Genomic DNA, 19,528 nt, shown 5'->3' on the forward strand with positions numbered 1-19,528 from the left:
ATACTTTAAATTTTCTTTTTCCCGATCGTCCTCAATGCTTTTTTAACGATATAGGCTGTTTCTTTGGAAGGACTTTCTCTTAGCCATTCATCACAGATTTCCACTACAAATTCCGGCTGGGATTTGCTGGCATCGTTCAGCCAGTTTCCTACGCTGTCCTGTACATAACGGGAAGGATCTGACCTCAACGGTTCTAAAATCTGAAGCCCTGGGGTTGGACTTTGTTTTAATGCTTCAATATGAGCACACCATACTCCGCGAGGTCTTGTGGATTCACTGGCAAAACGTCTTACATTCGGATCTTCATGAGCGGTCCAGTCTGCGAGTATAGATAAGCTTTCTTCAAGTTCTGTTGCAATAGAAGGTCTTACAGCCATCCAGCAGATCTCCCGGACCCCGAAATGTCCGTCTGCTGCAAAGTGTTGTATCTGATTCAGCTTTTCTTTTAAAGGTAAAGCATCATTCCGTCCTATCATGTAGGCAGCCCAGCATCTTACCAGATCGGAAATATGACCGGAAATAACAGTCAGAAATTCTTCATCATTATTTTTCAGGGTTTCAATAAGAACTCCTGTTCCAATAGCTTCATTTATAGTATTAACAGTCTGCTTTTTTAATCCATCAATTCGTTTCAGAACAGAACTCAGATATTCTGAACGTTTATTTTGTATCAACAGATTCTCTAATAACCTTCTTTGATCTACAGCCAGCCATTCCGTAAGGTTTACTGTTTCGGTTTCTCCGTGGTTCAGCTGTTCTAGGATCGTAGGTGGAATATCTTTTATTGAACGGGCTCCTTTTCGTTTTTCGATCATCCTATTTTAATTATTAACTTTACAAAAGTCTGAAACTATCTTAATATAAGCAATACCGCATATTTTCTGCCCATAGGGATAAAAAAGTCAATATTATGAAAACAAAGGAGAAAACGGAGGAAAATAAAATCTGTCCATTGGAAGTTGCTGTCAATACCATCAGTGGAAAATGGAAAATTCCTATCGTCTGGCAGATTAATGAAGGGAAAAAACGGCCGAGTGAATTTCTGCGCGGCATTGCCAAAGTGGACCGGCGGGTATTGAATCAACAGCTCAGTGAAATGGTTACTGACGGAATTTTAATGAAAGAATCTTTTAACGAGCTTCCTCCCAGAGTTGAATACAGGCTGACAGAGCTGGGTGAAAAACTGGTTGAAATCCTGTGGCAGCTGAATGACTGGGGAAAATTGCTAATCCCGGAAGAGGAAATAATTTCCCGAAGATCTCCCAGATAACACAGATCTTTATATACATTCTGTATTAGTATTTATTAATGGCTGTTTTTTAACAAATGATAAAAAAAGACTGCTCAATAAGACTTTCTTAAAGTGCTTAAGCCCCCATTCCATTTTTAAGTTTTATCTTTGCAAAAAATTAAAAAATGAGCAAACCGATAACTGAATTCATAGAAAAGTATTACCTGCACTTCAACGCAGCTGCATTGGTGGATGCTTCTAAAGGATATGTTGCCCATCTTAAAGATGGCGGAAAAATGATGATTACTTTGGCAGGAGCAATGTCTACTGCTGAATTGGGAAAGATTCTTGCTGAAATGATCCGTCAGGGCAAAGTAGACTTTATTTCTTGTACAGGAGCGAACCTTGAAGAAGATTTAATGAATCTTGTGGCACACTCTCATTACGAAAGAGTTCCTCATTACAGAGATTTAACGGCTCAGGATGAATGGGATCTTTTAGAAAGAGGTCTGAACAGAGTTACAGATACCTGCATCCCTGAAGAAGAGGCTTTCAGAAGGTTACAAAAACATATTGTAGAGATCTGGAAAGATGCAGAAGCTAAAGGAGAAAGATATTTCCCGCATGAGTTTATGTACAAAATGATCCTTTCAGGTGTATTGGAGCAGTATTATGAAATTCCAAGAGAAAACTCATGGATGATTGCTGCTGCAGAAGCTAATCTGCCGATTGTAGTTCCGGGATGGGAAGATTCTACAATGGGTAACATCTTTGCTTCTTACTGTATCAAAGGAGAGCTTAAAGCGACTACAATGAAATCAGGTATTGAATATATGACATATCTTGCTGACTGGTATACTAAAAATTCAGGTGGAAAAGGAGTTGGATTCTTCCAGATTGGTGGAGGTATTGCAGGAGATTTCCCTATCTGCGTAGTGCCTATGCTGTATCAGGATATGGAAATGCATGACATTCCGTTCTGGTCTTATTTCTGCCAGATTTCTGATTCTACAACGTCTTACGGTTCTTATTCAGGAGCGGTTCCAAATGAGAAAATCACTTGGGGTAAACTTGATATTACTACACCGAAATTTATCGTTGAAAGTGATGCTACGATCTGTGCACCATTGATGTTCTCTTACATCTTAGAAAACGCATAAGAATAAAATTCTCACCAGAGATTATAATATCAGCGCTTCAATTTTTGGAGCGCTTTTTTGATGTTTTTTTAAGTCTCGTAGATCAAGCAGATTGTTTTGATTGTTTTGTTGGGTTTACGCAAAGACACTATTTTTTTACTTGCTTCATGGGTATAAGGGCGCAAAGATTTTATCTCCGATAAAATTTGATGCTGTATAACCTGCTGAAAATATCAGATTTTCTAGCGCCTTAAAAACAACATAATAATAAAAAATCCTTGCGGCCTTGCGTAAACCCAACAGAAAATCCTGAACCATCCGCATGGTCTGCGAGCCTATATTTCAATCCCATTGGTGTCTGTAAAAATCTGTGTATTCTGTGGGAAAATAAAATCAATCCAAAGAATTCACCAGTACAAAATAACGATACGCCAGAATTCCTTTCTCTATTTGGGTCAGTTTGGCAGGATCCTTCTTACTCAGCTTCGGAAGAACCTTTTTATTGATGGCATTCAACAGCCGGAAAAATGATTTTTTCATATCTTTATCTTTACAATGAAACATCATTGGGTACAGAAGAGTTCAAAAATGATGCAAAAGCTGTGATATCAATACAGTACATTTTCAAACAGATAAAAAAGAACATATGGACGAGATTTTCAAACAACAGGTATATGAAGTTTCAAGACTTATTCCCAAAGGAAGAGTTTCTACCTATGGAGCTATCGCAAAAGCGGTCGGCTATCCTAATCATTCGCGTCATGTAGGAAAAGCAATGGGAGGCTGTCCGGAAGATGTGCCTGCTCACCGTGTTATTTCAAGTTCGGGCGTGTTATCTGTTCCTGAATTTCAACCTAAACTGGAAGCTGAGGGAATTACTGTAGAAAATCTTAGAATAAAGAATTTTAAAAAGCTCTTCTGGGATCCAATGAATGAATTATAAATACCTGATTATAAAATTATTTAACTTCAGTTCGGGATAAGAATATCTGATAGATGTAGGTTTGAAGCTGGATGAGGGAAGTTATGAAAGTCATTAAGAGCAAATATTGATCTGTTTTTATTTAATTTTCTGGAGGTTTTCAATATATATAACTAAAATTAACTTCCAGCCTCCTTTTTCCATCTTCCTGCCTTTTACATTTAAACTCCTTAACCCGAACTCACGTTATTTAATTTTTTTTTGCAGGACAATATATAAAAATACCCAAAAACATCCGTGAAATTTGCGGGATCTGTGGGAAATTCATTTAAGCACATAAAAAATGTCACTCATATCATGGATACAAGTGACACAAATATTTTTACAGTCTAAAACCGTATTATTTCTTAATTCTTGAAGGACTTTGAGAGCCTTTCAATTCTTCCTTCAGCCTTTCGTTTTCTTCCTTCAGTAACGTAATATAAGCTTGCAGGTTTTCAATAATAGCTCCAGGAATATTATCATAATTATTCTGGTTAGTAATTACTCCCGCGGAAGAAGATCTATCATTAAATACCGGATGATCATTATTAACAATTATTTTAGAATCTTCTTCTTCATAAATTTCCTCAATCGGAACCTCTAGAAAACGGGCAATTTTGTCCCATTCATCAGGGATGATTCTTACATCACCACTTTCTTTTCTGCTGTAGTTAGATACATCCGTTGCAATAAAATCAGCTACCTGTTGCTGCGTGTAGCCTTTTTGTTTTCTGATAAGACGTAATTTTTCTTTTTGCATGTCCGACATTTTATACAAAAATGGCAAAAAAGCACAATGTATACAACAGAAAATATAAAAAAATGCGATTGCCCTTCTTGTATTTTAGAATCACCAGAATCGATGAAATAAAAAATGAACGCGGATATTTACGTTTTATACTAAACCTTATCGTTTTTTGAAACCTATAAAGTTTGTAAGATTTTTATTTATACTAATTTTTAAAAGAAAAATATTATAAATAAATTTAAAATCACTTTAAATAATGATTTTATTATTTAAAATCCCTGTATTCTTCGAGCTGAAAAATTCGTACAGATTAGAAAATATCTACACTTTATTTAGAAATCCGCTTTTTGAAATCTGAAAACCTATCTGATGGTTTGAATTTTCTTTCCCGGGTAAAAAGCATTTTCATATATCCAAAAAAAGAAGGAATAAGAATGGTAACAAAGAGGCTGCAGATTCCCAATGCCCAGAGTGGCATATCATCTCTCCTGCCTTGAAAATACTCCCAGATTACCCAGGACATCACTCCTAAAAAAAACAGCATCCCCGCCGGAAAAACAAAATAAATTACAAAGCCTAACCCTATACTGAAAACAATTGATGTATCCCAACCTAAGGAATAGAGAGTAATCCATGCCATGGCCAGACCGAGAACAAACAGGAAAAGGGCCACAATAAAAATAATAAGTTTTTGTGTTCCAAAGCTTAAATTAGCCACACTCTGATCTCCGTTTTTGTAACTGATGGTAATGGTTTTCCCAACTTCCACAGGGTGGCTGCTTCCATAGTTTAAAGGCTTTTTGATCAGCTGGTTTTTATCATTTTTAAACTCCACTACCGCTGTATAGGTATTGTCTCCGTCACTGGAATCCATTATTTCGTGGGCAACTACCCTAGCTTCATATTTCGGACCGGAAAAAAATTTAATAACGGGGGAAACGGCAATTGACACCAGCCCGAAAAACAGACTGGAAACTACGTAAACTACAATTCCCGGATAGATAAAAGAAATGATAGAAACCGGCTTTCCGTCATTTTTTAATTTCTTCTTTCTATAATTAAGCAGAAGGATAAAGGCTGTAAAAATAAGAGGTGCCCATATTATAAATTTTCCCATAGTCTTATTTTAAAGATTTTGTTTGTCCTTTAATTTGGAAGTGTCTTTTATAAAATTAATGGTTTCTTCTGTATTAAATAAGGTAAAAACGGTGACACATATAAGAATTGACAGATAAATCAAAGCTAATTTCAGTTTTTCAAAATCGGCAAAAGCAGAGAAGAATACAAAAGGGATCAACAGGATTATGGAAAGCCCGAAAGTGAGAATAATAAAATCTCAGAATTTTTCTGATAAAGAAAATCTTTTTGAAAATACTGTATAATACAAACAGCCCTATAGTCAATACAGGAAAGCCGATGGCAAGACTTCCGAAAAATTGCCGGGAGTTAATAAAATCTCCAAAAATTCCTAAATCAATTTCCATAATTATAGTGTTGCAGGGTTATTTTGTTTTTCTGTATCAGAAAACTGAAGCATTTCTTTTTTCCGGTAGCTCATCATTTTCGCGAAAATACTATCAGGAAAAGTTTCAATTCCGGTATTGTAAAGATTCACAGATTCATTAAAAAAAATTCTTCGGGCAGCAATAATCTCTTCCAGGTCGCTTAATCTTTTCTGAAGTTCAAGATACGACTGGTTCGATTTTATTTCAGGATAATTTTCAATAATAAGCATCACTGATTTTAATTTTCCGTCCATCCGCTCTGCAGTCTTTATTTTTTCATGAACCTGATGGGCACCTAGATATTGAGAACGAAGAGTAACAAGCTCTTTAAGAACCGTGTTTTCATACAAGGAAGTCGCTTTTACAACACGTACAAGATTGGGGATTTCATCTGCACGCTGTTTCAGGATCACCTCTATATTGGCAAAAGCTTTTTGTGAATTGTTGTTCAGGATAACCAGCCTGTTGTAGGTGTTGATTAAAAAAGTAACCAGACCTACAATGACAATAATGATTATTAAAAGAGAAATAATAGAAATCATGGGCAGTCTGTTTTTAAGGATTAAAAATGTCTTTAAAAGGATTAGACTGTAAAGTTTCTTTCCAGTTTTTCTGCTCGAAAATAATTTTACTGCCATTTATTTTAACAGGAGTAAAAATAATAATGGTCGCCAGAATTGCAATGCAGGCCAGTGTAGTAAGCGCTCTTAGCTTTAAAGGTCTCCATTTATTGGCGAAATTAACAATGTCTAAAGGAGCAATTCCAAAAACTTTTCTGCCTTCATCAAAACGGAAAACAGAGTGTGAATCTTCATAAAAAACCTGCCCGATTAAAAGAAAAACTGTTTTTTCATCAATGATAAATTCCTGATACCGTCTGTTTCCGGTTTCCCGCGAATGGGCAGGTAAAAAACTGATCCATTCCAATTGATCGGGAATAACTTCTATCCTACCCGTTTCATCTTCCATATAAAATCTTTTGATCTTAGTTTCCCTTGAAATTTCGTGGTATGATGTAGAAGTTCTGCCATCATCGTCCCGCGTTGTGCGGATTTCGTCAACAGTATAAATATAGCCTACACATGAAGTGTCTGTATCCGGCGAGATAACCGGTTCAATAGCCTTTGCCTTCCCAGAAATCTCAGCAAGACCCATTGCTGCACTTTTTAGAGTGGAAGTTGGCAGAGTTCTCTGATAAAAATAAAAACGGTTCTTATTGTTGGGAAGAATAGAGCTTAAAATAATCAGAAAGAAAATAAAAAGGACAAAATAAACTCCGAAATAAAAAAAAGCAAGATAAGACAAAAGGATCAGAAAGCCACCGCCGACAATTTTCCATACAGGCTTATTCTTTCTTCTCTGTTCCCTGAAAGATTCGATGCCGGATTGAACGCCATGTGTAATCATTCCAATAATACCCAATACAAAAACAGAGAGAAATAGCCCGATAAATACAATTCCGGATTCTTTTTGGAAGAATAGAAATGCAACTCCTAAAATTGCAGGATCGATGAGAAACATAATCCATGACGGTCTCAGTTTTACATTAAAAATTCCCGATAAAATAAAAGTATGAAATAATGCAATCCCTAAACTAAACAGGAGCAGAAAAGGGAAAATTTCAGCAGGTATTTCAAACATGATCTGATGTTTTCACCAAATATAATGAACTCTTTTAAATCAAAGAAAAATTGAACATTAAAAGGTAGAAAAGTTTTAGAGGTTGTTTAAGTTTTTGCCACTGATGCACGAATGATTTTATTCATGTATTAGTGGCAATGATTTTTTAAACTACAAAAGTCTTTTACACTTTAGCCTCAATAGATCTAAAGCTTTATGCATAAAAAGGACTCATTAGTTTTTAGAAATCGCCGATTTCTATTAATCACAGAAGAAAAAATCTGTTCAATCTGCTGTATCAATGAGAGATTAAAAAAAATATCGGAGATAAAGTTTCTTAAAATATACATTTGTAAAATACCAGGTTCTCCAACATTCTAACCCCTTACAACAAAAAAAAGACTGCTTCAAATGAAACAGTCTCTTGTGTATTATTTTTCAAGTTGCTTATAGCTTCTCTGTATAAAATCTGTCAGTTCTTTTCCTTTCAGTAAGTTTTGTGATAGTTTGGCGAGATCCAGAGCATATTTGATCAGGTTTTCCTTTTCTTCAGCATTTTCCGTTTTTAAGATCTGACCGGATAGCTCACTGTTGGAATTCACCACCAGGTTATACATTTCCGGGAAACCACCCATTCCAAACATACCGCCTCCGCCTGTTGCCTGCATATCTTTCATTCTTCTCATGAATTCCGGCTGGGTGATGGTGAAAGGAGCATCAGTACTGTCAAGGTCTTCAAGCTGAACCGTGAATTTAGTATCTTTTACCGCTTCTTCAATATTGGTTTTTAAAGTTTCCTTTTCAGTTTCGTTTAGTTTAGAAATAACCGGTTCATCTTTTTTGATCAGGTTATTGATGTGGTCCGCATCCACTCTGGCAAAAGAAATTTTCTCTTTTGAGGTTTCCAGCTTCTGAATCACGTGAGGAATGATTGGAGAGTCCAGGAGAAGAACCTCATAGCCTTTATCTTTAGCAGATTGAATGTAGCTGTGCTGTTCGTCTGCATTGGTTGCATAAAGGATCACCAGCTTATCGTCTTTATCAGTCTGTGAAGGTTTGATCTTTTCAACCAACTCATCCCACAGGAAGTATTTTCCGTCTGTTGTAGGATATAATGTGAACTTATCTGCTTTCTCAGAGAATTTTTCTTCTGTAATGATCCCGTATTCGATAACGATTTTAATGTCATTCCATTTTTTCTCGTAATCTTCACGGTTTTCGTTGATCAGGGAAGCCATCTTATCAGCTACTTTTTTGGTGATGTAAGAAGAAATCTTTTTTACAGCACCGTCTGCCTGCAGGTAAGAACGGGAAACATTCAGCGGAATATCCGGAGAATCAATTACCCCTCTAAGAAGCATTAGGAAATCAGGAACAATCCCTTTTACTTCATCTGTTACGAAGACCTGATTTTGATATAATTGAATTTTATCTTTATCAATATTTAAATTATTGCTCAGTTTCGGGAAAAACAGAATTCCGGTAAGGTTGAAAGGATAATCAACATTCAGGTGAATATTGAATAAAGGTTCTTCAAACTGCATCGGATACAGCTCGTGATAGAACTTCATGTAATCCTCATTATTCAGTTCGCTTGGAGCAATTGTCCATGCCGGCACCGGATTGTTGATGATGTTGTCTACTTCTTCTGTTTCTGCCACGGCATCTTCAGGAGCATCCTCTGGTAATGGCAGCGTATGTGTTTTTGTTCCGAATTTAATAGGAACAGGCATAAATTTATTATACTTCAGTAACAGTTCACGGATTTTTCCTTCTTCCAGAAACTCTACAGAATCTTCTGCAATGTGAAGAATAATTTCCGTTCCTCTGTCTGTTTTATCCGTTGTTTCTTCAAGGGTAAATTCAGGGCTTCCGTCGCAAATCCATCTTACAGCAGGTTCATCTTTGTAAGATTTGGTAAGGATTTCCACTTTTTCAGCCACCATAAATGCAGAGTAGAATCCAAGTCCGAAATGTCCGATGATGCCTGAATCTTTCGCGGTATCTTTATATTTTTCCAAAAACTCTTCCGCTCCGGAAAAAGCCACCTGATTGATATATTTTTCAACCTCTTCTCCGGTCATCCCGATTCCCTGGTCGATGATGCGTACCGTTTTCTGGTCCTTATCGATCTTTACTTCAATTTTCGGATTTCCATATTCTACTTTAACTTCCCCGATACCTGTCAGGTGCTTTAATTTCAATGTAGCATCCGTTGCATTGGAGATCAGCTCTCTTAAGAATATTTCGTGGTCACTGTAAAGAAATTTTTTGATAAGCGGGAAAATATTTTCCACAGATACATTAATATTTCCTTTAGTCATCATATTTTTTGATTTTTATTTTCTACATCTTTCTCAAAAAAAATACCACAAGGCAGAATGTGACAGAATGACATTTTTCAGCTTATCATGAAACCAACGGAACATGTAGATTTGTCAAAGAAATAGCTTATTTTTAATCCTTAAAATTATTTAAAAATGAAGTTGAAATGTACAGTTTTCATTCTGTTCATCATGACCTGCTGGGCGTATGGACAGAAAAAAACCTTAGACCATTCTGTTTATGACAGCTGGCAAAATATGGGTGCGAGAAAAATCTCAAATGACGGAAAATGGATTGCTTATTCTGTAGATGTTCAGGAAGGAAACTCTAATCTTTTTTTATATTCGGTTAGAAATAAAGTTTCAAAGCAGTTTGCAAGAGCAGCCAAAGTGGATTTTACGAATGATTCCAGATTTGCTGTTTTTCAGATTCGTCCGTTGTATAAAGATATCAAAGCGGTAAAAGATAAAAAGCTTAAAAAAAATAAATTAACAAAAGATAGCCTTGCAATAGTTGATTTTTCAAGTGATAAAACGGAGAAAATCCCCAATGTAAAAAACTTCAAAATTCCTGAAAAATCCGGTTCTTATGTTGCCTATCTTCTGGAGGATGTCAAAGATAAATCTAATGATGTTTCTGGTAAAGAAGAGGAAGACGACAATAAAGAGGAAGATAAAAATGTAAAGCCATTGCAGCTGGTCGTTCGAAATCTTTTGAACGGAAAAAGTACAGCCTATGATAACGTTATCCGTTATGAATTCAGTAAAAATGGAACGCAGCTCGTTTTTGTGACTAAGAAACCGGAAGAAAAAGCCAGTAAGAACAAAAAAGAGGAAAAAGATTCAACAGATGAGAAATCTGTGGATAAGAAAGATACTGACAAATCAAAGCCAAAGAAATATGCACTTCAAACGGTACAGGTAATTGATCTGCAAAAGGAATCAGTGACTAAAATCTCAGAAATGGAAGGAGATTTTTCACAGTTGTCTTTTGATGAAAAAGGAAATCAGCTGGCGTTTGTAGGAACTTCTTCTGCACAGAATGATTTAGTGAAATCCTATCAGTTATATTACTTTAATTTTAAAGGAAATAAAAAGGAAACAGTAACCAATGAAAATGCCCATATGAAAAAGAATTGGGTCATTTCGGAAAACCGTCTGCCTATATTCAGCAAAAACGGGAAACAGCTGTATTTTGGGGTTGCTCCAAAACCAATTGCAAAAGATACTGCCATGATTGCGAATGATCATGCTGTTGTGGATATCTGGAATTACAGAGATGATTATCTGCAAACAGTACAGTTAAAGGAGTTGAAAGATGATCTGAAAAAATCTTATGCAGCAGTAATGCAGACAGAAAAACCGGATTTTTTCAGAAATATTGATGATGCAGATCTGGATACTTTACGATTGGTAAACGAAGGAAATGCTGAATATGCACTGGGAATTACCAGCTTGAATAACCGTATTGCTTCACAGTGGGAAGGCTCAACCAAGAAAACTTATTTCGTAATTGATCATAAAACAGGAGAAAGAACGGAAATCATCCGAAATCTGGACGGGTCGGTTGCCCTATCTCCGCTTGGAAAATTTATTGTGATTTTTGACAGTGAAAAAGGCAATTGGTTCAGTTATAATGTGAAAACCAAACAAACTCTGCCACTCACCAGCGGATTACCGGTTTCTTTCGTTGATGAGGAGTTTGATATGCCGGATTTTCCAAGTTCTTATGGTATCGCTTCCTGGACGGATAATGATGAATCTGTGATTATCAGAGATCGTTATGATCTTTGGGAGTTTTCCTTAAACGGTTCAAAAAAACCAAGAAATATCACCAATGGATTCGGACGTAAAAATAAAATAACATTTGATACATACGATCTGGATAAAGACATTAAAAGTTTAAACCGAAAGTCTTCTATCTATTTATCAGCATTTGACAATACATCCAAAGCGAACGGAATTTTTAAAACATCTGTTCAGTCGAACGCAGATCCTGTAAAAATTCAGATGGAAAATGTCTGGGGATATAGAAGCATTCAAAAAGCAAAAAATGCAGAAGAATATATTATCATAAAAGAATCCTACACTGATTCTCCGGATATTTTTGTCACAGCAAATTTCTCAGAACAGCAGAAACTGAGTAAAACCAATCCACAACAAAACCTTTATAATTGGGGTACAGACGAATTGGTACGCTGGACAACACCAAAAGGAAATACATCCACAGGAATTTTATACAAACCGGAAGATTTCAATCCGGATAAAAAATATCCTATGATCGTCTATTTCTATGAGAAACTTTCAGATAATCTGAACCGTTATGTAGCACCCGCTCCAACACCTTCCCGATTAAATATTTCTTATTTTGTGAGCAACGGATATCTGGTTTTCACTCCTGATATTTCATACACAGACGGCTTACCGGGAGAATCGGCGATGGAATACATTAATTCCGGGGTTGAAAAGCTGAAGCAAAATTCGTGGGTGGATGGTGCTAAAATAGGAATTCAGGGACAAAGCTGGGGAGGTTACCAGGTAGCCTATCTTATTGCTCATACCAATATGTATGCCGCTGCCTGGAGTGGTGCTCCTGTTGTCAACATGACGTCCGCCTACGGAGGAATCCGGTGGTCTTCAGGAATGAACAGACAGTTTCAGTATGAAAAGTCACAGAGCAGATTAGGGAAAAATCTATGGGAGGCACCGGAGCTCTATATTAAAAATTCACCGCTTTTTACCATTGATAAGGTGAAAACTCCGGTAGTTATTATGAGTAACGATAAAGATGGAGCTGTTCCATGGTATCAGGGAATTGAAATGTTTACCGCGTTACGCCGTCTCGGAAAACCGGTTTGGCTTCTGAATTATAATGGTGATGATCACAATCTGATAAAACGCCAGAACAGAAAAGATATCCAAATCCGCGAACAGCAATTTTTTGATTATTATCTTAAAGGGGCTAAAGCTCCAATATGGATGACAAAAGGTATTCCAGCCACCCAAAAAGGAAAAGATTGGGGTTTTGATCTGACAGATGATAAGCCTTAATAAAAAAGAATCGGCGGAGCCCCTTGGGCTCCGCCGATTCTTTTTTAGATCTGTAAAAACAACTACTTTTTAGCAGTTATTTCTTCTTTGACTTTATTTTCTAATTCCTCAGCAAGTTCAGGATTATCTCTTAAAACATCCTTCACCGCATCACGTCCCTGTCCTAGTTTGGTTTCTTCGTAGCTGAACCATGAACCGCTCTTCTTCACGATTCCAAGATCTACTGCAGTATCAAGAATTTCTCCTGCTTTGGAAACTCCTTCTCCGTACATGATATCAAATTCGGCTTGTTTGAAAGGAGGCGCAACTTTATTTTTTACGATCTTCACTTTCACACGGCTTCCGATAGCTTCGTCTCCCTGTTTGATAGGTGCACTTGCTTTTCTGATATCGATTCTTACAGAAGCATAGAATTTAAGAGCGTTACCTCCGGTTGTTGTTTCAGGGTTTCCGAACATAACACCGATTTTTTCTCTCAACTGGTTGATGAAGATCACTGTACATTTCGTTCTTGAAATGGTAGCCGTTAATTTTCTCAATGCCTGAGACATCAACCTTGCGTGAAGACCCATTTTAGAATCTCCCATTTCACCTTCAATTTCTGCTTTTGGAGTAAGAGCTGCTACAGAGTCGATAACGACAATATCAATTGCTCCTGAACGGATCAGGTTATCTGCAATTTCTAAAGCCTGTTCTCCGTTGTCCGGCTGGGAAATGATCAGGTTTTCAAGATCGATACCCAGTTTCGCGGCGTATGTTCTGTCGAAAGCATGCTCGGCATCAATGAATGCGGCAATACCTCCGGCTTTCTGAGCTTCAGCAATAGCGTGAAGGGTTAAAGTGGTTTTACCTGAAGATTCAGGACCGTAAATTTCAATAATTCTTCCTCTCGGATAACCGCCAACGCCTAAAGCAATGTCCAGTCCTAAAGACCCCGAAGGAATTACTTCTATGGTGTTGTCTACGGAACTATCTCCCAAAGTCATTACTGTTCCTTTTCCGTATGTTTTATCTAGCTTGTCAAGCACTAATGCCAGTGCTTTTTTCTTATCATCAATGTTACTCATCGTCTTTAAAATAATTTCTCAAAAATACATAATTTAAATATCAAATGCTAATATTATTTAGGTTGAAAAATGGTTTTTAAAGTTAAAAAATAATAAAATTTACAGGATGATATTATGTATAACAAAAACGGCTTCAGAATATCTTCCTGAAATTTAAAAACACAGATATACATCTGATTTACAATTAATTTCAATGAAAATTCGAGTTCTTTGTAATGGCCAGATAATCTTCCAGGACTTTCATCTGGTCTTTATTTCCTTTGGCTATTCTGGCTTCCCGGCTTACAAGCTTATCATATATTTTATTGATAAATATCTTAGACCAGGGAAATAACTTCTTCCCCCAGACTTTAGGGATTTCCAGTCTTTTACATACTTCATCATCCAGCAGAAACCATGTGCAGCAGATGTGAAGATATCTCAGATTTTCCCGTTCCAATTTATACTTTAATATAGGATTTTCCAGCGATTCATTTAATAAAGAATGGGCCAGAAGAACAGAATCTTTATCGGAAGGAGGCTGTACAGAAGTCCAGAGATAGAAATATTCTGTTGCCTGCTTTTTATCGTCAGGAAGAAGATGTTCCGGAATTCCCAACAGGTATCCGGTATATTTCCAGAGATGGAAAATTCCCTGTTCTTCCTGTACGGAAAAAGTATTGCCTAATTTTTGAAGACTATGCAGGAAAACAAGACTGAAACCAATATAAGTAGCCATCATATCCCATGAGTTAATAGGTTCACCCCAGTTTTCCGTATCCCAATCTTTATAGTGCTTTTTTATGGAAAGCCTTGCATACGAATGAATCAGACGGGTTTTTATAGCAAACTCATATCCTTTTGCATGAATTTCCAAAGCATTGTACCGTGTAGCATTCACCCAAAAGTCCAGTGTTTCAGAGAGACGCTTAACGGCTCCCTTTTTCAGAGCTTCTGTAACAATCAGCGGTTTATTAAGATAAGCATAATCATACCCGCCGATCAGGCAGTAATCTCTCAGAGAAATAAGGGAATCCAGATTACTTCTCATGCAGAGTTCTGCGCCGGCTTTCAGGAGATCATGATCCAGCCATTCAGGAATATGCTGTGTCTGGGCAAACAGTTTTTTTACACTTTCAGGAACTTCATCTGTTTCAGAAACCCCTTTTCGGATGTATTGTTCAATTTCTCTGGAAGCTTCATGGAATTTTTTAGTAAAATAGACCTCCTTCACCACCTCATCTCCCACTTCATCTACATGATAAAAGTTGGGTGAGAATTTATCGAAATCTTTAAAACTTACTTTTGCTCCGGAAAATTCAACAAGTTGTTTTCCGTTACCTCTTTCCCAGAAATCTTTGAAATGAGGAGCGTCTTTAAAACGGGGCTGTATGATCATTTGTTCCATTACCGATTAAAAATACAAGTTTTACACCGAAATTCCTTTGTGAGATTTATCAGTCTGATGATCCGGGATTTTTGAAAAACATCAGACAAGCCCTCTTTCAAAAGCTTTTTTAATCAATTCCTTACAGTTTCTGGAGGATGTTTTTCTTAAAATATTTTTACGGTGTGTGCGTACCGTGTGTTCAGACAGTACAAGCATTTTTGCAATCTCCGGCCCGGAGTAGCCTTTTGCAATAAGTGAAAGAACTTCAGTCTCTCTCTGGGTAAGGTGTTCTTTAGACGCAGTGGATGAAAAATGATTCAGTTTAATCTGCTGGAAATCATTTCTTGGTCCTATACCTGAAATCAGAACAGTATATGGGTTTTCTTTGGTAATATGATGAATATTGGTATGGATATTTATAGCTTGTACAGGCTGCCCCGATTCATCTTCCATGGTAATAATAGCCTGGTGATGAAACAACTCATAATTTCCTTCTGCTGTTTTCATACGGAAACAGTAGCTTGATTTCAGATAAAGCTGATGCTCAAAACCGATTTCAATTATTTTTTCAATAACAGTCTGCTCTGCTTTTAAAACAAAACCCATGTCATCAGGATGGGTAAGATCAATAACCTCTTTTAAATTTTCAGGAAAAGAACTTAACCCATGAAGTTTCAGAATGTTTTTATGATGATGGGAAAGAGTACTGTTGGTTAAATTCAGAACATAGTAATAAAACTCACCAATGGCAAACATCTCACCAATAATACGTTCAACAGGAGGGATATTCAGAATTTCCCGATCCTTCCTTACCCCCGGATAGGTATTCCAGACCTCCACCAGAGGGTGATTTTGTTCTGAATTTTTCATGGACATTTGTTTTTTAAGCTAAAATAAGTAAAATACTAACAAAATACCACAAAAGGGGGATTTTTTTACTTTGATAAAATTCCAAACTTTGTAGTAGCTAATAATCAGGAAAACTCAAATTTATTAAGTTCTATTTTATACCAGTTTTTCTTTTTGTTAGCTGAATGAATTCAATGGCGAACAGCCTGTTTCAGCCGTCTGTTATCTCGTAAGCTATTAATGAATATAAAAAACAGTTTACTCTTTTCTTTATTAGTTGTTTGAAAATGATAAACTAATGGCCTCTCGTTGCTGGAGAGGCCTATTTTAATTGATCTTATCTTTTCTTTACCTGTAGTCATGATAGCTCATGTTATTCTACAAATATCCCCATTCAAAAGCCTTTTTAACGAGTTCTGAGCCATTCTTACAATCAGCCTTTTTTAAAATATTTTTTCTGTGTGTACGTACTGTTTCTTCAGAAATATTCAGGAAATCGGAAGCTTTCGCAGCAGAATACCCTTTGGCGATACAGGTAATAACTTCAACTTCCCTTTTGGTAAATATGACAGAGGGCGCGGATGTTTTATTATTATTTATCCACTGCATCTGATGGAAGTCTTTTCGGCCGTTAATTCCCGAAAGTAAAACTGTGTAGGAATTCTGATGGGTAATATGTTCAATGTTGGTATGGATATTAACAGTCTGCAGAAGCTTTCCATTCTCATCTTTATAGGTATGCAGTGCCTGATGGTGAAACAATTCGTAATTCCCTTTTGCTGTCCTCATCCGGAAACAGTAACTGGACTTTAATTCCTGCTGATAATCAAATCCATTAATTTCCATCATTTTCTCTATACACATCCTTTCAGCTTCCATAACAAATTCAAGATCATCGGGATGAATAAGGTCTATGATTTCTTTAAGATGTACCGGGTACTTGTTGAAACCATGCATGCTTAGGATATTTTCATGATGGTTGCACAAAGTACTGTCTGCAAAATTAATCACGTAATAATAAAACTGGCCTGCGGCGAATATTTCTCCGATAATGCGCTCAATAGAGGGAACCGGCAATACACTGGTACTGCTGTTTTGAAAAAAATCAGGATAACTGTTCCAGACTTGTGTGAGGGGATGCTGCTTTTTGGGATGATCCAGATTCTTTTTATCCATGGTTAATGTTTTCATAAAAATATAAAAAAAACAATTTTAAAAAATCACCTTTTTGCGGTATTGTAAAAGACTTGCCATTTGGGGAATTTTGTAGAAAAATTAAGCTATGAAAACAAAAATTTTAAAAGATTTTTTTTGGAAAACATTTTTGTTGATTTCATTTTTGGGAGTTGAATATGGTGTAAAAGCACAAGGTGCAACTTTAACAAAAGAAGAAACTGTAAATTATATCAATAAGAAACTGGCAGAATCTAATGAACATAAAAAGACAGTAAGTGATGGTAAAATTACTGCAACTATTAATTGGCAGACAATTGAAATGTCTAATAATGGAATTATCACAAGAGCTATAAGTCGATCAACAAAACTTGAAAACCTTGACTGTCCAGATGTTAATTTATTTGATGAGGATAAATTTAATGTATCACATATTGTTACTATTGAACTGGCTAAGAATTACAATGAAAATGAAGCTGTGGGTACTCTAAAGATTAAATTACTACCTAAGACCGGACACTCTTCAGGCAAATTTTCTGCTTATAGTAGAGTATTGATGGGGCGGTGTGTTGACAGGGAAGAAAGATCTATATATGATCTGACTGTAGATGAAATATCAATATACTATTTGAAAGGTGATCCTACAAATTTTAAAAAAATAAAAAAGGCGTTTGAATATCTAAGAGATTTGAATAAAGCTGAAGATGACCCTTTTGGAGATTAAAGATACTGAGATATGGAAAAGAAACTCGGAATATTATTTCTCTTATTTTTTCTGTTTCAGGCAAAAGCTCAAACGGTAGGGGTAAATGAGGTGATCTCTATAGAAACAAAATCTGCTCTTATTGAAAGCAACAATAAAAAAATGGCAGACTATAAAATGATGCTTCCTGAACTGGAAAAACAATGGAAAGCAAAAATCCAGAAATTAAAAGATGAGTTGTTACAACTGCAAAAGGAAAGAGACAATTTAATTGCAGATATGAAGATTGGGGCAAGATGCAGCCAATGTAATAAGTGGAAATCGGAATTCGAAAAAGAAGGAGTGGATTTCCAGAAACATCTTGGAGAAGTGAAAGGATATGCCGTTCCCGCCACGACATCCGAATTAGAGGAAGTCAGAAAACGCTATTCGGAGAAAATGGCAATTATAAAAGTGCAGATTCAGAAATTGGAGAAGAGTGACAATGAATACACAAAAATGCTGGCAATGATCAAAAATCTTGAAGATGGAAATGTCAAATTATGTAATGAAATAACAAAGCATAGTGAATACTATGAAAAAAAGGTAACAGAGGATGGGAAAAAATATCATGAAGAATGGGCCAATAATTTGATGAGCTATGTGTGTCAGATGTTAATACACCAGGATAAAATCTCGATATACAATGAACAACAAATTCTTCTGGCTAAAAAATTCAGTGAAGAAAGTGAAAAAGTTAAACTCCAGGTAAAAGAAGCTATTGAAAAAGAACGGCTTGGTTTACTAGGTAAAATTGTGTTGAATAATCAATTCATGAGTGATCTTGAAAATACTAAAGAAATATTCTTAACAAAAATAAATGAAGAAATAAACGTAAAAAAGAGACAAAAATCAGATGTAGAAAGTGAATTGCTAAAGTCAGGGATTACTGATGATACTCAATCAGAATTAAAAAAGAAAATAGAAAATTTAGCAGCAGAAATTTCAGAAAAAGAAACGGAAAGAAACAATTATATTTCCGAAGCCGAAGCAAAAATAGAAAATATGAGACAGCAAAATTTCCAATTCAACAATGAGATATTACAGCTGCCAATAAAGATGAATAAGGTTCAGGATGAAGAAATTGCTAAAGTTAAATCTGTGTTTGATAAAGAGATCTCTGATGCTAAATATAAACAGGAACAGGCTGTAACAGACTTGGAAAAATCCCGAAAAGAATATAATGAAAAGGTAAAAGAATATAAAGCGAAAAATAATATTTTAGTAGAGATGGTGAATTCCGAAGTTGGAAGAATTGTTATCTCTTCACAGAAAGTTAGCTGTGCCTACAGGAATGACAGCTACAGCATCATTAATATGAATTGGAGTAATGTTTTTTCTTGTGTAAGCAGTGTTGCAAAATCGGCAAAACCTTATTCTATGAATGTTTTCAATCCATATTGTTCTGAAAGGCTTAAAAAATCTACAATTGATGCATACAAATCATTTTTATCCACTTTAAATGAAAATGAATTCGAAATTGTTAGGGCAAACAGCAACCATTTTTGGTTTCAATCTTTAATTAAGAAGTAATACAGCTAACAAAGAATAATTTAATAGCCTCTCACTACCAGAGAGGCTTTTTTCTTTCTTCATCTTACATCTAAAATCACCCGAACGGGTACTTTACTTGTGTTCATGGAATGATAAACTTTGCATAACACAAAAACCAATAACCATGAAAACTCATTTTTTACCATTACTTTGCTTATCTGGGCAGAAATAGCCCGGGGCAGGAACAGATCT

General features: G+C 36.0%; 17 protein-coding genes. 6 read left to right on the plus strand and 11 right to left on the minus strand.

Annotated features, from left to right (window positions below; genetic code table 11):
• Positions 1–5: 5 nt before the first annotated feature.
• A complete protein-coding gene (locus FW768_RS11395; RefSeq protein WP_153395507.1) occupies positions 6–815 on the minus strand; it encodes a DNA alkylation repair protein in 810 nt (269 codons plus the stop codon).
• A 95-nt stretch (positions 816–910) separates the two neighbouring features.
• Here FW768_RS11395 and FW768_RS11400 point away from each other — a divergent pair, with 95 nt between their 5' ends.
• Both FW768_RS11400 and FW768_RS11405 read left to right on the plus strand, forming a co-directional pair.
• The gene (locus FW768_RS11400) at positions 911–1,270 is read left to right on the plus strand and encodes a winged helix-turn-helix transcriptional regulator (RefSeq protein WP_153395509.1); all 360 of its coding nucleotides are present in this window, start codon (positions 911–913) and stop codon (positions 1,268–1,270) included.
• A gap of 146 nt (positions 1,271–1,416) precedes the next feature.
• Positions 1,417–2,391 carry a deoxyhypusine synthase family protein gene (locus tag FW768_RS11405; protein ID WP_047097747.1) on the plus strand — a complete coding sequence of 325 codons (975 nt, stop codon included), beginning with the start codon at positions 1,417–1,419 and terminating at the stop codon, positions 2,389–2,391.
• A gap of 372 nt (positions 2,392–2,763) precedes the next feature.
• On the opposite strand, the gene FW768_RS23530 is transcribed toward FW768_RS11405, so the two are convergent.
• Entirely contained in the window at positions 2,764–2,910 is a 147-nt protein-coding gene (locus FW768_RS23530; protein WP_185151969.1) for a hypothetical protein, read from the minus strand.
• A 106-nt stretch (positions 2,911–3,016) separates the two neighbouring features.
• Between FW768_RS23530 and FW768_RS11410 the strand changes: the two genes are divergently transcribed.
• Positions 3,017–3,313: an MGMT family protein gene (locus tag FW768_RS11410; RefSeq protein WP_153395511.1), complete on the plus strand. Its 297-nt coding sequence runs from the start codon at positions 3,017–3,019 to the stop codon at positions 3,311–3,313.
• A gap of 379 nt (positions 3,314–3,692) precedes the next feature.
• Here the strand turns inward: FW768_RS11410 and FW768_RS11415 are convergent, their stop codons facing one another.
• The 5 genes from FW768_RS11415 to htpG all read right to left on the minus strand — a co-directional run bounded on the left by FW768_RS11415 (position 3,693) and on the right by htpG (position 9,531).
• A complete protein-coding gene (locus FW768_RS11415) occupies positions 3,693–4,094 on the minus strand; it encodes a helix-turn-helix transcriptional regulator (protein WP_153395513.1) in 402 nt (133 codons plus the stop codon).
• A 316-nt stretch (positions 4,095–4,410) separates the two neighbouring features.
• Positions 4,411–5,199 carry a hypothetical protein gene (locus FW768_RS11420; protein ID WP_153395515.1) on the minus strand — a complete coding sequence of 263 codons (789 nt, stop codon included), beginning with the start codon at positions 5,197–5,199 and terminating at the stop codon, positions 4,411–4,413.
• 369 nt (positions 5,200–5,568) lie between these two features.
• Entirely contained in the window at positions 5,569–6,129 is a 561-nt protein-coding gene (locus FW768_RS11425) for a LemA family protein (RefSeq protein WP_153395517.1), read from the minus strand.
• A gap of 13 nt (positions 6,130–6,142) precedes the next feature.
• On the minus strand, positions 6,143–7,228 hold the full coding sequence (locus FW768_RS11430; RefSeq protein ID WP_153395519.1) for a hypothetical protein: 1,086 nt from the start codon (positions 7,226–7,228) through the stop codon (positions 6,143–6,145).
• Between the two features lie 410 nt (positions 7,229–7,638).
• Complete coding sequence (htpG, locus tag FW768_RS11435) at positions 7,639–9,531, minus strand: molecular chaperone HtpG (protein ID WP_153399878.1); 1,893 nt, start codon at positions 9,529–9,531, stop codon at positions 7,639–7,641.
• A gap of 156 nt (positions 9,532–9,687) precedes the next feature.
• On the opposite strand from htpG, the gene FW768_RS11440 reads away from it, so the two are divergent.
• The gene (locus FW768_RS11440; protein ID WP_153395521.1) at positions 9,688–12,582 is read left to right on the plus strand and encodes an alpha/beta hydrolase family protein; all 2,895 of its coding nucleotides are present in this window, start codon (positions 9,688–9,690) and stop codon (positions 12,580–12,582) included.
• Positions 12,583–12,644: 62 nt separating this feature from the next.
• Here FW768_RS11440 and recA read toward each other — a convergent pair whose 3' ends face one another.
• The 4 genes from recA to FW768_RS11460 form a co-directional block, all read right to left on the minus strand.
• A complete protein-coding gene (gene recA, locus FW768_RS11445) occupies positions 12,645–13,649 on the minus strand; it encodes a recombinase RecA (protein WP_153395523.1) in 1,005 nt (334 codons plus the stop codon).
• A gap of 190 nt (positions 13,650–13,839) precedes the next feature.
• Positions 13,840–15,036 carry an oxygenase MpaB family protein gene (locus tag FW768_RS11450; RefSeq protein ID WP_231128676.1) on the minus strand — a complete coding sequence of 399 codons (1,197 nt, stop codon included), beginning with the start codon at positions 15,034–15,036 and terminating at the stop codon, positions 13,840–13,842.
• Between the two features lie 81 nt (positions 15,037–15,117).
• Positions 15,118–15,888, minus strand: a complete 771-nt coding sequence (locus tag FW768_RS11455; RefSeq protein WP_153395525.1) for a LuxR C-terminal-related transcriptional regulator — start codon at positions 15,886–15,888, stop codon at positions 15,118–15,120.
• Between the two features lie 357 nt (positions 15,889–16,245).
• Complete coding sequence (locus FW768_RS11460; protein WP_153399882.1) at positions 16,246–17,043, minus strand: LuxR C-terminal-related transcriptional regulator; 798 nt, start codon at positions 17,041–17,043, stop codon at positions 16,246–16,248.
• A 106-nt stretch (positions 17,044–17,149) separates the two neighbouring features.
• Here FW768_RS11460 and FW768_RS11465 point away from each other — a divergent pair, with 106 nt between their 5' ends.
• A complete protein-coding gene (locus tag FW768_RS11465; protein WP_153395527.1) occupies positions 17,150–17,764 on the plus strand; it encodes a hypothetical protein in 615 nt (204 codons plus the stop codon).
• Between the two features lie 156 nt (positions 17,765–17,920).
• On the plus strand, positions 17,921–19,315 hold the full coding sequence (locus FW768_RS11470) for a coiled-coil domain-containing protein (RefSeq protein ID WP_153395529.1): 1,395 nt from the start codon (positions 17,921–17,923) through the stop codon (positions 19,313–19,315).
• Positions 19,316–19,528: the final 213 nt, after the last annotated feature.

The organism is Chryseobacterium vaccae (genome assembly GCF_009602705.1).
Taxonomy (GTDB): domain Bacteria; phylum Bacteroidota; class Bacteroidia; order Flavobacteriales; family Weeksellaceae; genus Chryseobacterium; species Chryseobacterium vaccae.

Coding starts and splice junctions, on each gene's coding strand:
- FW768_RS11395 (WP_153395507.1), bottom strand. CDS start 815: ATGATCGAAAAACGAAAAGGAGCCCGTTCAATAAAAGATATTCCACCT.
- FW768_RS11400 (WP_153395509.1), top strand. CDS start 911: ATGAAAACAAAGGAGAAAACGGAGGAAAATAAAATCTGTCCATTGGAA.
- FW768_RS11405 (WP_047097747.1), top strand. CDS start 1,417: ATGAGCAAACCGATAACTGAATTCATAGAAAAGTATTACCTGCACTTC.
- FW768_RS23530 (WP_185151969.1), bottom strand. CDS start 2,910: ATGAAAAAATCATTTTTCCGGCTGTTGAATGCCATCAATAAAAAGGTT.
- FW768_RS11410 (WP_153395511.1), top strand. CDS start 3,017: ATGGACGAGATTTTCAAACAACAGGTATATGAAGTTTCAAGACTTATT.
- FW768_RS11415 (WP_153395513.1), bottom strand. CDS start 4,094: ATGCAAAAAGAAAAATTACGTCTTATCAGAAAACAAAAAGGCTACACG.
- FW768_RS11420 (WP_153395515.1), bottom strand. CDS start 5,199: ATGGGAAAATTTATAATATGGGCACCTCTTATTTTTACAGCCTTTATC.
- FW768_RS11425 (WP_153395517.1), bottom strand. CDS start 6,129: ATGATTTCTATTATTTCTCTTTTAATAATCATTATTGTCATTGTAGGT.
- FW768_RS11430 (WP_153395519.1), bottom strand. CDS start 7,228: ATGTTTGAAATACCTGCTGAAATTTTCCCTTTTCTGCTCCTGTTTAGT.
- htpG (WP_153399878.1), bottom strand. CDS start 9,531: ATGACTAAAGGAAATATTAATGTATCTGTGGAAAATATTTTCCCGCTT.
- FW768_RS11440 (WP_153395521.1), top strand. CDS start 9,688: ATGAAGTTGAAATGTACAGTTTTCATTCTGTTCATCATGACCTGCTGG.
- recA (WP_153395523.1), bottom strand. CDS start 13,649: ATGAGTAACATTGATGATAAGAAAAAAGCACTGGCATTAGTGCTTGAC.
- FW768_RS11450 (WP_231128676.1), bottom strand. CDS start 15,036: ATGGAACAAATGATCATACAGCCCCGTTTTAAAGACGCTCCTCATTTC.
- FW768_RS11455 (WP_153395525.1), bottom strand. CDS start 15,888: ATGAAAAATTCAGAACAAAATCACCCTCTGGTGGAGGTCTGGAATACC.
- FW768_RS11460 (WP_153399882.1), bottom strand. CDS start 17,043: ATGGATAAAAAGAATCTGGATCATCCCAAAAAGCAGCATCCCCTCACA.
- FW768_RS11465 (WP_153395527.1), top strand. CDS start 17,150: ATGAAAACAAAAATTTTAAAAGATTTTTTTTGGAAAACATTTTTGTTG.
- FW768_RS11470 (WP_153395529.1), top strand. CDS start 17,921: ATGATGCTTCCTGAACTGGAAAAACAATGGAAAGCAAAAATCCAGAAA.